Source organism: uncultured Parabacteroides sp. (genome assembly GCF_947855115.1).
Taxonomy (GTDB): Bacteria; Bacteroidota; Bacteroidia; order Bacteroidales; family Tannerellaceae; genus Parabacteroides.
The window spans coordinates 1-14055 of record NZ_CANTZW010000026.1; the positions used below are offsets into that span (position 1 = coordinate 1).

Here is a 14055-nt window from a genome sequence, read left to right on the forward strand (position 1 = left end):
AACGCTACTCGCCAAGTAGCAATCAGTTTGGCTACTCGCCAAGTAGCATGAATATTAAAGGGATGCAAATTTTCAGTAATTCCTTTTCGTTTTTATATAAGTGTTTATCTATCAGGATATTATAGGATTATCTTGATAAGGCTCTGAATTCTCTTCCTCAATGAATATCATGACAAGTAATAGCTCAGATAGAGCTATGGTGCATATACGCAATCGCCGTAGCCAGGAGATTGTACGCTGGTACGTACTGACGCTTCCTACCGCCATTGGGGGACGTGATAAGATCTATTCGTCAAAAGGACTAGATGCCGAGCTTTCCCGTCGTAAACATTGTGGGGAACCCTTGTTCGAGTACTTCGCCCCCTCGTATGTCGAGGCTCGTAAGGTGGGAGGCAAGATGGTCAATACGAGGAAGCCTCTTTTATACAACTATGTGTTTATCCATGCTTCGGAGAATGAGATTTTCCGTTTGAAACGTATCATGCCCTTGTATAATCTCCTTCCTCGGGTATCTGTGGGCGAACACTCTTATTTCCCTTACCTGTCGGATCATGAGATGGAGACCCTACGCTGGATGGCAGAGTCTTATTCCAATGAACTTCCGGTGTATGTACCGGATAGTGGTCGCTTGCTGAAAGGTGACCGTGTACGTATCACATCGGGTTCTTTTATGGGAATGGAGGCTGAGGTGGTAGTGCAACCGGGTGGAGGTCATAAAGATGTCATGGTACGTATCCTTGACTGTATGTGGGTTCCTCTGTTTGAGGTAAGGCAGGGCGAGTATGAGTTGATAGAGTTGAATACGAAAGGCAAGCACGTTTATACCCATTTGGATAATGATCGTTTATCGGAAGGTATGCACAAGGCGTTGGGGCGTTATTATCTTTCGGGCAAATTGGAAAAGGAAGATGAGCTTTTGGCTCATGAGGTATTGAAGGGCTATGCTTCCCTACGTGTGGAGACCGACGTGATGCGTTGCAAGGTCTATTCATTACTCCTTCCGGCCTATAAGCTGTTGGCCCAGGAAGAGGAGTTCGAACGTTTGCATTCCACCCTACGCAATATGCTTCCATTGGTTAAGGCGGTGAATTCTCGTGCTTTGCTGCTTGTTACGCTTTACGGCTGCACGAATAGCAACCTGTATTACCGTATGGCGCATGAGCTAGTAGATCCTTGGCAGGATACCCCTTCGCCTAAGAGAAGTAAGGCCCAGTTGATACAGCGTTTACACGATTACGATATTTGGCTAAAACACGAATAGAGTTGAATATGTCTCCCCTTCCCTCCGGTATCCGTTTGATGCTATTGTTGAAAGAGCATTTGAGAGAGATCATGGATCGTGAGCGTACGAATCAGGACTCAATCCATTTATATTGTACAGGATCTTATTGGGTTGCGTTCGAGCGTTCCGCTTATCAGTTGCGTCGTGCCTTTCCGGATAGTGAGATCACGCCGATGCGCCTGTACGCTTACCCTTTTCCGGTTGTCATGGTTTCCGTGACGGATCGTTCGCTTCGTTTGTATGAACGAAAACATATAGCTAAGCAGAGCGGGACGGATTACAAGTTATTAACTGTACCTGAACTCTCCGTTCCCGCCTACCAAGCATGGCATACGAAGGAGGTGAAAGGGCTCCCTGTGTTAAACTAACCGGGAAACTCGCTCACCACATCAAAACAGGGACAGGATTTCAACGGGTCTAAGTCTCGATGTCCCACGATCAGGGCTTTGGGGAATCGTTGACGCAATTCACGAAGCAAACCCTGCAGGGCTTCTCGCTGAGTTTCCGTTCGGGTATCCATGGGAGTCTTTCCATCGTTGGCGAGTCCTCCGATATAGCAAACCCCGATACTGTGCCGGTTATGGTTCTTGCAGTGAGCGCCCACTTGTTCAAGAGGTCTGCCGATCTCGATCGTTCCATCGGTAGGGATGACAAAGTGATATCCACAACCTTTCCAGCCGAGCGAGCGATGCAGGCGGTCGATGTCTGCCATCCGTAAGGCACTGCCCTGCCGATTGGCAGAGCAATGCACGATAATCAGCGTGATGGTTCTCATCCGATCAAACCGCTAGCAGCTCCACCGGCGGCACCGGTGATGATCAGTTCGACAATACGGATGATGTAGAGCAAGACGCTCTTCCAATTTGTTTTTTTCATACTTGTAGTCTTTAAATAAATGAATAAAATAAGCTTCATGGTTTAAGAATCGTATTTCTCAATGGCTGGATTTAAATCTCATCGGGAGATTCTGAGTCTCCTTTCTTCAATGCGGCCAAGTCCACCGTGTCTTTATTCTCCTTCACCGCTTTCAGCGATGCGGCTTGGATCGCACGGCTGGTTACTAGGTTGAACTCTGCTTTAGAACGTAGGTTCTCGAAGTCTATACCCGGGTTGAATAGAATGTTTACCGCCTTGATGTTATCGCTGGAGAAGTCCTTGAGTGTAGCGGCCGGCTCGCAGGTAATGGAGATACTAAAGATGCCCAGTTCTCCGAACTGTACCTTGTAGCCGTTCAGCAATTGTTCCACTAGGCATGAGCAGGTGTCGCTTACCACGCCTTTTACCGTGCCGCGTGTGAAAACACCGTTGTGATCTGAGATGTGCTTCACGAAATCATCGAAACTCATCACTTTCGTCACTTGGTTCTTGGCGTACGCCTGTTCCTTTGCGCTCTCATCCAGTGGACTTTTCCACATGTAAGTTGAATAATTAATCATACTTCTTTTTTTTAAAGATTAAACTTATTGTTGACAATACGAAAGTACGGCCCCGGAATAGCGAAATCAAATCCGTTGATAACCGTTGACAAACTGTTTACTTTTCATTGACAAACGATTCATATATACCTTATGTCTGATATAACGATTACCATACACGGCGGCAACAACCAGATACTCCCTAACGCTACGGAAGCTGTCCAGAACTTCTATGTGGGGGAATATTGCGGGGAAACCTCCCAAGAGGAGGTGGACGGTAAATCCACCCTCATACCCGAAGCGATCCGTTTCCGTACCTATATAAATAAGGAAGAGGATTTGGAACGCTATCTTGCGCAGATCGTCGAGTGCCGGACGGTTACCGAGTTGGCCCAAGTTATTTTGGTCATGCAAGAGAACGAGCCGAAAATAACCCCCGAGGAGATGGTCAAAGAGCGTTTCATCTGCCTCTTTCTACCCATCACCCCACGGATTACGAAGGGTAAAAGCGTCAGCAACATCCGTGCCCGTATCAACGACGCATGGAGCAGCCGCCCCAGACACTGTTCAACTAACCGTTTTTGAGAAGATATACTGCATGTGCCCGAGGATATATACTATGTCGGGCAATTGATATGTACTTTACAGGGCAGTTCATATATACTTCGTTTTCCAAGGGAAACGAAAAGTGATAACCTTACTGAAAAAATTACGATATGACAGAAAACCATGAGCGGGCGGAACAAGCACGTTCCGTCCTCCATATCTACGGTTGCAATGTGCAGATCCTGCCCAATGCAACCCATGCGATCCAAATCGTCCACCAGAGTGATGGTACGATCTTGCGGATGGAAAGCTGTATTACGCCCGCCGCTTCGGGGCGCCATGAGTCGCAGGCACCTCCGTTGGAAAAAACTAGGCTTCTGAATATAAAACAAACAAAGTACAAATGATGGATTTTCATAAGGGCAGATGGCGATTAGCCTTGGGCCGTCTGGTGAATTTGCGGTATATCAACCGTTGGGTCATTTTTAGTGCGGATCTTTTCGTCTCGCTCTCCGTATCGTTGCTGGGCGTACTAGGAATGTTCTCCATCCTGCATATACGTATCGGAGAGCCAGATGTGCTGAAAGTGGGCCTCTCCTCATTCGTGGCCAGTGTCGTTTCATTCTTGTTGTTTAAGGCCTACCATGGGGTCATTCGTCATTCCACACTGCGTGGCTTGTGGCGGATCGGCGGTGTGGCAATCGGCAAGTCGCTCTTGATGTTCCTGCTGCTTTGGCTGTTGAAAGCCAGTTTCAGCCCTTCTATCTATTGGCTGGGTGGAATCATGGACGGTACGTTGACGATCGTGATGTTGGTTGCATTGCGTGTATTCGTGATCAATGTCTATAACAGTGTCCTCCTGCAACTTGGCAAGAAACGCAAGCGGGTGCTGGTCTTTGGCACGGAGGAGGAAAGCGTGATGATCGCCACCTCGGCGAACCGTCAGGTGTTCATGCAGAATTATAGCATCATGGGCTTCCTTTCCTTTGGCAGCTCCAAGAAAAGCATCCGGATCGCTGAGTTGCCGGTCTATCAAATCGAGAACTTGGAGGATTTGTATCGCTTGATTCCTCGCAACAATTTGGACGGTGTTCTTTTCCCCAATATAAAGGTTGCTCATCAGGAGCGTGACCGTTTGATCCGTTATTGTGAGCAGGCTTCCTTGAAGACGTTGGTAGTCCCGGAGATGGAAGAACTCCGTGGAGGCGAGGCGAAGCGTTCAGTCCGAGAGATCCGCATCGAGGATTTGCTAGGTCGTGAGGAGATTCGTATCAACCTGGACGAGATCGGCAATTTGTTGGAAGGGAAGACCGTTCTTGTCACGGGAGCAGCCGGCAGTATTGGTAGCGAGATCTGCCGTCAGTTAGCTCATTTCCCGATTCAGAAATTGGTTTGCTTCGACTCTGCCGAGACCCCGATGCATAATCTCCGTCTGGAATTGGAAGAGAAATACAAGGAACTGAACTTTGTCCCGGTGATCGGCGATGTCCGCAATCCGGAACGTGTGGATTATGTGTTCCGAAACTGGCACCCCCAAGTAGTGTTCCATGCGGCGGCCTACAAGCATGTTCCTTTAATGGAGGAAAACCCCTGCGAGGCGATCCGAACAAACGTGTTCGGTACCCGTGTGATGGCAGATGCCGCTGTAAGCTATGGTGTGGAGAAGTTTGTGATGATCAGTACGGACAAGGCGGTGAATCCCACGAACATCATGGGTTGTAGCAAGCGCTTGGCCGAAATCTATGTACAGAGCTTGAGCCTTGCGATCGAGCAAGGAAAGGTGAAAGGCGATACGCGCTTTATCACGACCCGTTTTGGAAACGTATTGGGTAGCAACGGTTCGGTTATCCCCCGTTTCCGTGAACAGATCGCTCAAGGAGGCCCCGTGACGGTCACCCATCCCGATATCATCCGTTACTTCATGACCATCCCAGAGGCTTGTCGTCTGGTATTAGAGGCCGGTACGATGGGTAAGGGCGGTGAGATCTTTATTTTCGACATGGGTGAACCGGTGAGGATAGCGGACTTGGCGAAACGCATGATTGAATTGTCCGGATTGCAGGTAGACAAAGACATCAAGATCGAATACACTGGTCTTCGTCCTGGCGAGAAACTGTACGAGGAGTTACTGAACAACAAGGAGAACACGAAAGAGACCCCTCATGAGAAGATTCGGGTAGCGGCGGTTCGTGAGTATGACTATAAGGATGTGGTAGAGCACATCCGTGTATTGACCGAATTATCCCTCCGTGTTCAGATCCTCCCGATGGTGAAAGAAATGAAATCTTTCGTGCCTGAGTTCAAGAGCCAGAACTCCCGGTTTGAGGAGTTGGATTGATGGGGAATATTTTCAGGAGAAATGTTTTCGGTAACAAGGAATTACATTATATTTGTCTTGACGAAACAATAAACAGAGACGAAGATGGAAGGACGGCGATTATATCCGATAGGGATACAGACATTTTCCAAATTGAGAGAGGGGAATTATGTGTATGTAGATAAGACGGAATTGGTGTACAGAATGATACATGGTGTGTCTGATTATATATTCTTAAGTCGCCCCCACCGTTTCGGAAAGTCGTAGTTCACTTCTATGCTCCATTGTTATTTCGAGGGGCGAAAGGATTTGTTTGAGGGTTTGGCTATCGAGTATGCGGGAGGCCCTGAATTATCTTCACAAGTTTTGGAAGGAGGCTTTCACTTATATATAAAGTGACGGCCGTTATCCGATCTCAAACAATCTGGTGGAGAGGGTGGTTCGTCCCTTTACGACCAAACGAAAGAACTCCCTACACTTCGGAAGCGATGAGGGAGCGGAGATTGTCACCGTATATCATAGCATAATCAGCACAGTGGAACTGCAAGGCAGATCCGCATAGGATTATCTTGGCAAATTTTTTACCGAAATCCTTAACGGTTGCAGATATTTTTTGAGCCTGACATCGCAAAATATAGACTTGGCTGTATGACAATAGTTAAAAATCAATCGAATTTGATAATATTTTTTTATAAGGCACCCATTCTGGTACCTTATAAAAAGGATATACTCTAAATTGAGTATTAACAACTGGTTAACCTGCTGCTACACAAATGGTAACCGGTTATCGTTATTGTTGGGAACTTGAACGGAATTTTCTGAAAAAATTATAAATATCTTTTGTTTTTAATCACTACAGGTCTAAAATGACCGCTTACGGTGGTTTGCAATTGAGTGTTTACAGTACATTGGCAAAAGCTCGTATTCTAAATAATGTTTTTTATAATGGTGCAGTCCAGACTTCAAGTATATTGTTGAATCTGCTGTTAATGCCCTATATTACTCGAATATTGGGAAAAGATGCACTTGGTATCAATTCGTTTGGGCAGGCTATTGTCGGTTATTTCGTATTGTTGGGGAATTTGGGAATCACAATTTATGGTGCTAAAGTAATTGCCGAATGTAGGGATGATAATAATAGAAAGCAACAGAAATTTGCAGAATGTCTAACTTATCAATTCTTTTTCAATGTAATAGCTATTCTTTTGTACAATAGTTGGGTGATTTTACAAGGAGATTATATATATTTCTTGTTTAATATCATCATGCTTACCTCTATGACAGATCTTTCATGGGCGTATACCGGTATGGAAAGATTTGATCTAATTGCTGTTCGCAATTTAGTAATTAAATTTGTAGGCACTTTACTCATTTTTCTTTTTGTAAAGCAACAGGAAGATTTGTCTTTGTTTATTATCATTCAGCAAGGGGTTTTATTAATTAGTAATGTTGTTTTTTGGTTTGAGTTGGATAAATTGGAGATTGTTCCTCGATTTTCATCATTAACTCTCTCTTTAAAAAATATATTTAAGCCTGCGATATTTGTTTTTATTCCAAGTGTTTTTACCTCCTTGTATCTTTCTCTAAATAAAGTCATGCTGGGGTATCTATCAAGTATAGACGAAGTTGCAATTTACGATTATCCCAATAGGTTAGTACGTATTGGTATTACTTTTATAGGGATTTTGGGAACTGTAATGATGCCCCGATTAGCCTATTTGCATCATAATCAGTCGAAGCAGGAATATCAGAATAAAACGAAGGATTTATTTAGATATTCATTATTAATAAGTGTTCCTGCTTTTTTTTTATTAGAGTTAGTATCATTACCGTTGTGCGACATATTTTTTTCTGAAACATTTGAAGGTGCCGACATGGTTATAAAAATAGTTGCACCCACTTTGATTACATCCGGCCTCAGTTTGTATGTAATTTATGTAAGTCTGAATAAAATGAAGACGTTCTTGAATTGTGTTGCCATAGGGGCATTGGTTAGTTTAGTTTTAAATATTTTACTAATGCCTCACTATGGAGCTATAGGAGCTGCTATCAGTCTGTTAGCAACCGAAATGGTAGTACATATATTGTTACTATACTATTTACGCTCAATTTATTCATTAAGATGGTTATTGCACTATCTTTTTAAAATAATTGCTATCTGTACGTCTATTTATGTACTGTTGGTAATTGTATTAGGAGACATTTTGTCTTTATTGGAAATGTGTCTTGCGATATTGTCTTATGGAATCTTATATGGTTTGTGCTTTCTGTTTTATTTAAGGAAAATGTAGTAACTTTAAGTATGTCTTTTGTAGTAATTATAATATTGCTGTTGTTAGCTTGCGCAACATATAGGATTTTTAAAACAATATCACATCCAGCTTTTATAACAAGCTTTTTGTGGTTTTGTATTCTATTGATTTATCAAACATTAGACCATGGTTTATATGCTTTATCTGATAAATTTTATGGAGTATTATTGCTGTGGAATATTGGTTTTTGCTTTTCTTCACTTGCTATTTGTTATGTACGTTTTCCTATATTTGTTAATTGGCGTTATGAAAGATATAATAGTGCAATGAAAGTTCTACTTCCTATATTTATTATTAGTTTAATAATTGCAATTTATGGTTTATATATAAAAGGGAATTATTATAACTCTGATAATATATTTAGAGGTATACGTGAATCAAGTGTTTTAGCAATGGAAGGGGAAGATGATTTCCAGTATCCGATATATGTAACTTTTGCAATGGCTGTAGTGGGGCAAAGTGTAGCGGTATTGATAAGTTTATTGTATGTAGAAAAGAAAAAAAATCTATTTGTTATTATATATGCATGTTTAGTTTTATTGTTTTTTGTGATGCGAAGTAATAAATATGCTATGGCGCAGTTATTATTAGCTTTTTGGGCTATTTCATCTTATAATAATACGCTTTCTAAAAGAAAATTATTTGTTTATTTGGTTTGTTTTTTAGGGTTGATGTTAACAGTTCATTTACTTAGAGCAGGCGATGGTTATGAATTTGATTTTGTGAAATTTATATCTGTTTATTTTTTAGCACCGTTGCCAGCTTTTGATAATGTACTAAACACCTATATTGATTATATCTCAGATTTTCATGGGGAATATACTTTAAGGTTCATTATCCCCTTTTTACAGACATTAGGTTTTTCTGTGGAAGGGAATCCTGATCCTTTTAATTTGTATAATTGGACATACACTCCACTACCAGTAAACGTCTATACAATAATGTTTAGTTATTATGTTGATTGGGGGTATTGGGGAATAATAGTATTTTCTATATTATTAGGCACTTTCTGGGGAGGAATTTGGAAAGGGATGGAGAAAGGATATAAAGTCGCATTGGTTATTTATTCTTCTTTCTTTTATATGCTTGTATTCCAATTTTTTGCAGATTTCTTTTTTCAATACTTTTGGGTGACATTTCAAACGATTCTATTTGCATTGTTTCTGTTTTTTAGTAAGCATACATATAAGAATAGAATTTAAGAAAATTGCATTGAAATAACCAATAATAATAAGTATCGTTAACGTCCAGTTTTGTTTGATATGTTATTCAGAATAGTGAAAGTGTATTTCCTAAGTACCTTTTTTATTATTTCATTATTTCTATTTTGTACTTGTAAAGCTTCGCAAAATGTAAAATACCTTCCTGTAGAAACCAATTATCAAAAGAAATGGGGACAAGGAATGGCGATCTATGAACAATATGCTTTTCTGCTGACTAATACAGGACTATGTAGGATTTATGATATGAGAAAAGATTTGTTTGTAGCCTCCTTAATATTAGCATCTGCTCATGCAAAAAATCATGCAAACAATGCTTGTTTTGGTGTTGAGTATCCAAAAGATAATAATAAATTTCCTGCATTATATATTTCTGAATGTGAAGCTCCACATAGATGTTATGTAGAGAATATTACAGTATATGAATCTCGTTTAATTCAGATAATACAATTTCGGATAGATAATAAACCTCAAGTAGTGCATGATTGGATTGTAGACAGAGAGACTAATCATATTTATGCTGTTACTCAGTTATATCCATTTAATAAAGAACGGAATGGATTTGCTACTCAAATTGTAAAATTTAACTTACCGTCTATTAATATCCCACAAGTAATATTGAGTGATGTTGATATAGAAGATTCTTTTGAAGTTTTTTTTCCTCATATTTTGCAAGGAGGGGTAATACACAATCATACTCTTTATTTGCCATCAGGTGCGTCTGCTGATAGTCAGGTCCAATATGGTAAAGAAAAGGCTATTGTTATAATAGATTTAAAGGAAAAAGAAATAAAAAGAATAATAGAAGTACAGGATATTTTGAATAATGAACCAGAAGGAGGTGCATTTTGGGGTAAATCTTTAATAATTTCTTGTGCTCCTAAAGGATTGTACCAATTTTTCTTAAAAGATGAATGATATATTAGTATCCATAATTATAGTAAACTATAATACATGCGCTTTGACATGTGCGTGTATAGATTCAATTTTTCAGAACGTTCACTCTTGTAAATTTGAGGTTGTTTTGGTGGATAATGCTTCTTCAGATAATTCAGTAGATGAAATAAAAAGAAGATACGCATCATCTGTTAAATTAGTTGCGAGTAATTATAATTTAGGTTTTGGACGGGCCAATAATTGGGGAACGAAGTATGCCTCTGGACAATATTTGTTTTTATTGAACTCAGATACAGTATTAAAAAATGACCCTTTCCCATATTTTTTGGAATTTCTTCATGCAAGAGAAAATTTAGGTGCATTAGGTACTTATTTGAAAGATGGTAATGGTATTTACACTAAAAGCGGTGGCAATTTTTATTCGATGAGAAAATATCTTATGATGGGAGTGAAAAGACTTTTTATGGTTCCTTCCAACGAGGAAATCCCATTATCGGATGCTTCCTGCAAAGTAGAGTACGTGATAGGAGCAGATTTATTTATTAGGAAAGAACTGTTTGAAGAAATAGGGATGTTTGATAAACACATCTTTATGTATTTTGAAGATGTGGAGTTGTGTAAACGTCTTTACGATGCAGGTTATCATTCCTATCTTATTCCAGGACCGGAAATTATTCATTTTGTGAAATCTAGTTCTACATCACAATTTTCACGAGTGTACAATACCGCTTCTCTGATGTATTGCATACAAAAGGAGCATAGCTATGTAAGATTTTTGTTTTTTCAGATAGCCTATTTCCTTTTGAAGACTCCTCTATTGCTGAATATTAAAGATATCAAAAAAGAATGGGAGTATATTATTAGCATATTTAAGTATAAACAATATTTGGTAAAATAAAAGACATGAAGAATATAGCCATAATTTTAGCTGGTGGTATTGGTAGTCGTTTGAACGCAGGAATCCCCAAACAATTTTTGAAGGTTGCAGGCCTCACAGTAATTGAACATACGATATCAACATTTCAACGTCATAGTCTTATTGATGAGATAGCCATTGTTGCCAATGAGGCGTATCATCATAAAATAGGGGAATATGTTGTAAAAAATAAATTCTCTAAAGTAAAGAAGATATTGATGAGTGGTGCGGAAAGACATTACTCTTCTTTATCTGCCATTAAAGCTTATGAAAATGAGGAAGAGTGCAATTTGATATTTCATGATGCAGTTCGTCCTTTGATAAGTTCTCAAATAATAGACCGAGTGATAGTGGCTTTGCAGAATTGTGAAGCGGTAGATGTTGCAATTCCATCGGCCGATACGATTATACAGGTTGGCAGTGACAATACAATTATGGGGATTCCCCCCCGTCGGGTGTTAAGAAGAGGGCAAACTCCTCAAGGATTCCGTTTGAACACCATAAAAGCCGCTTATGAGAAAGCATTAAGAGATCCCGACTTCATCACAACAGACGATTGTGGTGTGGTGTTGAAGTATCTTCCTGAAATAAAAATATATGTGGTAGAGGGGGAAGATAGCAATATGAAGTTGACTTATAAAGAGGATTTTTATTTGATAGAGAAGTTGTTTCAATTACGAATGACTAATTTCCAGGAGCATGTACTGACTGATGAGGAAAAAGAAAAATTGCGGGGAAAAGTAGTGGTTCTTTTCGGTGCATCATCTGGCATAGGTCTTGACGTAATGAATTTGTGCCGCGATTGCGGAGCTATTGTATATGGTTTCAGCAGAAGTATGAACCATGTAGATATCAAAGATTTGGATAGTGTACGTTCTGCTTTTTCTTCAGTTGCCAAAGAGGTGAATAGGATAGATTATGTTATTGATACGGCATCCGTTCTTTATAAAGAACCATTGGCTTACATGAGTTATGAACAGATAGAGGAGGCTATAGACATCAATTATAAGGGAATGGTACATGTGGCTAAAGAGGCATATCCCTATCTTGAAAAGAGCCGTGGGCAATTAGTATTCTATACTTCCAGTTCTTATACCCGTGGTCGCATGAATTATAGTATCTATTCTTCTACGAAATGTGCCACTGTAAATTTTGTACAGGCTTTGGCTGAAGAATGGGGAAGTTTGGGCGTTCGCGTGAATTGCGTGAATCCGGAGCGTACAAAGACTCCTATGCGTACCAAAAATTTTGGAATAGAACCTGAGGATACTTTGTTGAAATCAATGGATGTAGCAGTAGCAACAGCAAAACTTTTAGTTTCTGATTTAACTGGGCAAGTAATAGATGTAAAGCTAAAATTGATATAAAATGGCACCATTAAAATTGTTAAAGACATTTTTGAAAATGCGTGATAAACGATATCTTCTAAGTCGATTGCTAGAAGTCGTATTTGGATACCCTTTATATGTTTTCTCTTTTTTGTGTATTCGTAATAGAAATAAATGGCTATTTGGAACCAATGTAGGATTTACAGATAATGCTAAATATTTATTTATATATGCTAATGAACAGAAAGACGAGATTCGTCCCATTTGGATAACATCCTCCAGAGATACTGTAGAAAGAATTCATAAAATGGGATTTGAGGCATATCTTAAGTATTCGCTAAAAGGATTATATCACTCATTAACAGCTCATGTATATGTTTTTACATATCATTCTAAAGATATAAACTTCTTTACTTCTGGTAATGTGCGCAAGATTAACTTGTGGCATGGTGTTGGGATTAAAGGAGGAAATGGAGGTAAAAAAGATAACAATTTTGCTTCAAAGAAGAATAGTAGTTATTTAACAAAAATACTTCTTCCGCACATGTATGAAAAGAATACTTTGTTTTTGTCTACCTCCGATATGATGGATAAGCATTTTAAGCAAATGTTTTCTTTGGATGATAAGGTCGTTTTTGATGCAGTCTATCCCCGTTGTTATTATATGTGTAAATCTCAGAATGAAATTCTTTCATTTATTGATAAATATGAGTCCAAGTCAATGAGGGAAATGGTTGCTAAACTATCTCATTATGATAAAGTATATCTTTATATGCCAACTTGGCGAGGTAACTTGAGTGATGATTTTATACGTGAAGCTAATTTTGATTTTGAAAAACTGAATGATATTCTAATAAAACAGAATAGATTATTTATATTGAAACTTCATCCTGCAGTAAGAATATTGCAGAATGTAAATGAAAAGGAGTATTCTAATATTTATTTTTTAGATAAGAGATTAGATATTTATCCTCTTCTTCCTTTTGTTGATGTCCTTATAACAGATTATTCATCCATCTATTATGATTTCTTGTTATTAAACAAAAGCATTTTATTATATCCATTTGATAAAGAACGTTTCATAGAAAATAGTAATGATTTAGCCTTTGATTACGACGAATATACACCAGGAAAAAGAGTTTATTCTATGACTGATTTTTTATCGGTGATTGCATCAAACGATACTCTAAAGATTGATGATAAAGATAAAAAACGGATATTACATGCTTTTTGGGGTAAATCAGATAAAAACAGATTAGATCTCCTGTATAACAAGATAAAAACTGTATGAAGCATCGTTTACTCTTATTATATTCTTGGCTGGTTAAAACTGCGCTGTTTTTTTTTCCTGACATTCCGTTAATTATGAGGTTTCGGGGATTCATATATAGTTTAGGAATGCATTCATGTGGAAGTAATTTTCAAGTAGCTCATAACGTAACATTGAATTCTATTGAGGGACTTACTGTTGGAAATAATGTCTATTTAGCAATGGGGAATATCATATATGCTCATGGGAAAGCTATTATTGGTAATAATGTAATGTTTGGTCCTGGTTGTTTACTAACTACTGGAAATCATACTTTTTGGGATGGCTCATATCGTTACGGTATATCTGTAGAGAAAGAAGTCACAATTCAAGATGGTTGTTGGGTTGCAGCTCATTGTGTCATATTACCAGGTGCCATATTACCAGCACGTTCTGTATTGGCTGCAGGTGCTGTATTAACAAAACATTTACAGGAAGCGTGTGAAGATGCTATTTACACAGGTATTCCTGCCAAATTTGCAAAAAAAAGAATTTAACTCTTAGCAGAATATT

General features: G+C 39.1%; 13 protein-coding genes and 2 pseudogenes. 13 read left to right on the forward strand and 2 right to left on the reverse strand.

Going from position 1 to position 14055, the window contains the following annotated elements:
* Nucleotides 1-160 precede the first annotated feature (160 nt).
* Nucleotides 161-1261 (forward strand): transcriptional regulator, encoded by a 1101-nt coding sequence (locus Q0110_RS14180; protein ID WP_297907679.1) that lies wholly within the window; start codon nt 161-163, stop codon nt 1259-1261.
* Nucleotides 1262-1269: 8 nt separating this feature from the next.
* A complete protein-coding gene (locus tag Q0110_RS14185) occupies nt 1270-1650 on the forward strand; it encodes a hypothetical protein (protein WP_297907833.1) in 381 nt (126 codons plus the stop codon).
* On the opposite strand, the gene Q0110_RS14190 is transcribed toward Q0110_RS14185, so the two are convergent.
* Together Q0110_RS14190 and Q0110_RS14195 are read right to left on the reverse strand one after the other, a co-directional pair.
* Entirely contained in the window at nt 1647-2057 is a 411-nt protein-coding gene (locus Q0110_RS14190) for an N-acetylmuramoyl-L-alanine amidase (protein WP_297907682.1), read from the reverse strand. The genes Q0110_RS14185 and Q0110_RS14190 overlap by 4 nt on opposite strands.
* A 172-nt stretch (nt 2058-2229) precedes the next feature.
* The gene (locus Q0110_RS14195; RefSeq protein WP_297907685.1) at nt 2230-2718 is read right to left on the reverse strand and encodes a DNA-binding protein; all 489 of its coding nucleotides are present in this window, start codon (nt 2716-2718) and stop codon (nt 2230-2232) included.
* Nucleotides 2719-2850: 132 nt separating this feature from the next.
* Here Q0110_RS14195 and Q0110_RS14200 point away from each other — a divergent pair, with 132 nt between their 5' ends.
* The 11 genes and pseudogenes from Q0110_RS14200 to Q0110_RS14250 all read left to right on the forward strand — a co-directional run bounded on the left by Q0110_RS14200 (nt 2851) and on the right by Q0110_RS14250 (nt 14039).
* The gene (locus tag Q0110_RS14200; protein WP_297907688.1) at nt 2851-3282 is read left to right on the forward strand and encodes a hypothetical protein; all 432 of its coding nucleotides are present in this window, start codon (nt 2851-2853) and stop codon (nt 3280-3282) included.
* Between the two features lie 364 nt (nt 3283-3646).
* On the forward strand, nt 3647-5581 hold the full coding sequence (locus Q0110_RS14205; RefSeq protein ID WP_297907691.1) for a nucleoside-diphosphate sugar epimerase/dehydratase: 1935 nt from the start codon (nt 3647-3649) through the stop codon (nt 5579-5581).
* A gap of 84 nt (nt 5582-5665) precedes the next feature.
* Nucleotides 5666-5893, forward strand: a pseudogene (locus Q0110_RS14210) (AAA family ATPase); the annotation flags it as partial.
* A gap of 76 nt (nt 5894-5969) precedes the next feature.
* Nucleotides 5970-6122 (forward strand): annotated as a pseudogene (locus Q0110_RS14215) (transposase); the annotation flags it as partial.
* 304 nt (nt 6123-6426) lie between these two features.
* Complete coding sequence (locus Q0110_RS14220) at nt 6427-7851, forward strand: flippase (protein ID WP_297907693.1); 1425 nt, start codon at nt 6427-6429, stop codon at nt 7849-7851.
* Nucleotides 7852-7862: 11 nt separating this feature from the next.
* Nucleotides 7863-9074: an O-antigen polymerase gene (locus Q0110_RS14225; protein ID WP_297907696.1), complete on the forward strand. Its 1212-nt coding sequence runs from the start codon at nt 7863-7865 to the stop codon at nt 9072-9074.
* Between the two features lie 60 nt (nt 9075-9134).
* Nucleotides 9135-10010: a hypothetical protein gene (locus Q0110_RS14230; protein WP_297907699.1), complete on the forward strand. Its 876-nt coding sequence runs from the start codon at nt 9135-9137 to the stop codon at nt 10008-10010.
* Entirely contained in the window at nt 10003-10887 is an 885-nt protein-coding gene (locus Q0110_RS14235; RefSeq protein WP_297907702.1) for a glycosyltransferase family 2 protein, read from the forward strand. The genes Q0110_RS14230 and Q0110_RS14235 overlap by 8 nt, the downstream gene beginning before the upstream one ends.
* A gap of 5 nt (nt 10888-10892) precedes the next feature.
* Nucleotides 10893-12272: a bifunctional cytidylyltransferase/SDR family oxidoreductase gene (locus Q0110_RS14240; protein ID WP_297907705.1), complete on the forward strand. Its 1380-nt coding sequence runs from the start codon at nt 10893-10895 to the stop codon at nt 12270-12272.
* Between the two features lies 1 nt (nt 12273).
* Nucleotides 12274-13524, forward strand: coding sequence for a CDP-glycerol glycerophosphotransferase family protein (locus Q0110_RS14245; protein WP_297907708.1), 1251 nt, complete (start codon nt 12274-12276; stop codon nt 13522-13524).
* Nucleotides 13521-14039, forward strand: a complete 519-nt coding sequence (locus Q0110_RS14250; protein ID WP_297907711.1) for an acyltransferase — start codon at nt 13521-13523, stop codon at nt 14037-14039. Before Q0110_RS14245 ends, Q0110_RS14250 begins: the two co-directional genes overlap by 4 nt.
* Nucleotides 14040-14055 lie beyond the last annotated feature (16 nt).

What these genes read in the sequence shown, in the direction of transcription:
- Q0110_RS14180 (WP_297907679.1), top strand. Translation starts at nt 161, where the DNA reads ATGAATATCATGACAAGTAATAGCTCAGATAGAGCTATGGTGCATATA.
- Q0110_RS14185 (WP_297907833.1), top strand. Translation starts at nt 1,270, where the DNA reads ATGTCTCCCCTTCCCTCCGGTATCCGTTTGATGCTATTGTTGAAAGAG.
- Q0110_RS14190 (WP_297907682.1), bottom strand. Translation starts at nt 2,057, where the DNA reads ATGAGAACCATCACGCTGATTATCGTGCATTGCTCTGCCAATCGGCAG.
- Q0110_RS14195 (WP_297907685.1), bottom strand. Translation starts at nt 2,718, where the DNA reads ATGATTAATTATTCAACTTACATGTGGAAAAGTCCACTGGATGAGAGC.
- Q0110_RS14200 (WP_297907688.1), top strand. Translation starts at nt 2,851, where the DNA reads ATGTCTGATATAACGATTACCATACACGGCGGCAACAACCAGATACTC.
- Q0110_RS14205 (WP_297907691.1), top strand. Translation starts at nt 3,647, where the DNA reads ATGATGGATTTTCATAAGGGCAGATGGCGATTAGCCTTGGGCCGTCTG.
- Q0110_RS14220 (WP_297907693.1), top strand. Translation starts at nt 6,427, where the DNA reads ATGACCGCTTACGGTGGTTTGCAATTGAGTGTTTACAGTACATTGGCA.
- Q0110_RS14225 (WP_297907696.1), top strand. Translation starts at nt 7,863, where the DNA reads ATGTCTTTTGTAGTAATTATAATATTGCTGTTGTTAGCTTGCGCAACA.
- Q0110_RS14230 (WP_297907699.1), top strand. Translation starts at nt 9,135, where the DNA reads ATGTTATTCAGAATAGTGAAAGTGTATTTCCTAAGTACCTTTTTTATT.
- Q0110_RS14235 (WP_297907702.1), top strand. Translation starts at nt 10,003, where the DNA reads ATGAATGATATATTAGTATCCATAATTATAGTAAACTATAATACATGC.
- Q0110_RS14240 (WP_297907705.1), top strand. Translation starts at nt 10,893, where the DNA reads ATGAAGAATATAGCCATAATTTTAGCTGGTGGTATTGGTAGTCGTTTG.
- Q0110_RS14245 (WP_297907708.1), top strand. Translation starts at nt 12,274, where the DNA reads ATGGCACCATTAAAATTGTTAAAGACATTTTTGAAAATGCGTGATAAA.
- Q0110_RS14250 (WP_297907711.1), top strand. Translation starts at nt 13,521, where the DNA reads ATGAAGCATCGTTTACTCTTATTATATTCTTGGCTGGTTAAAACTGCG.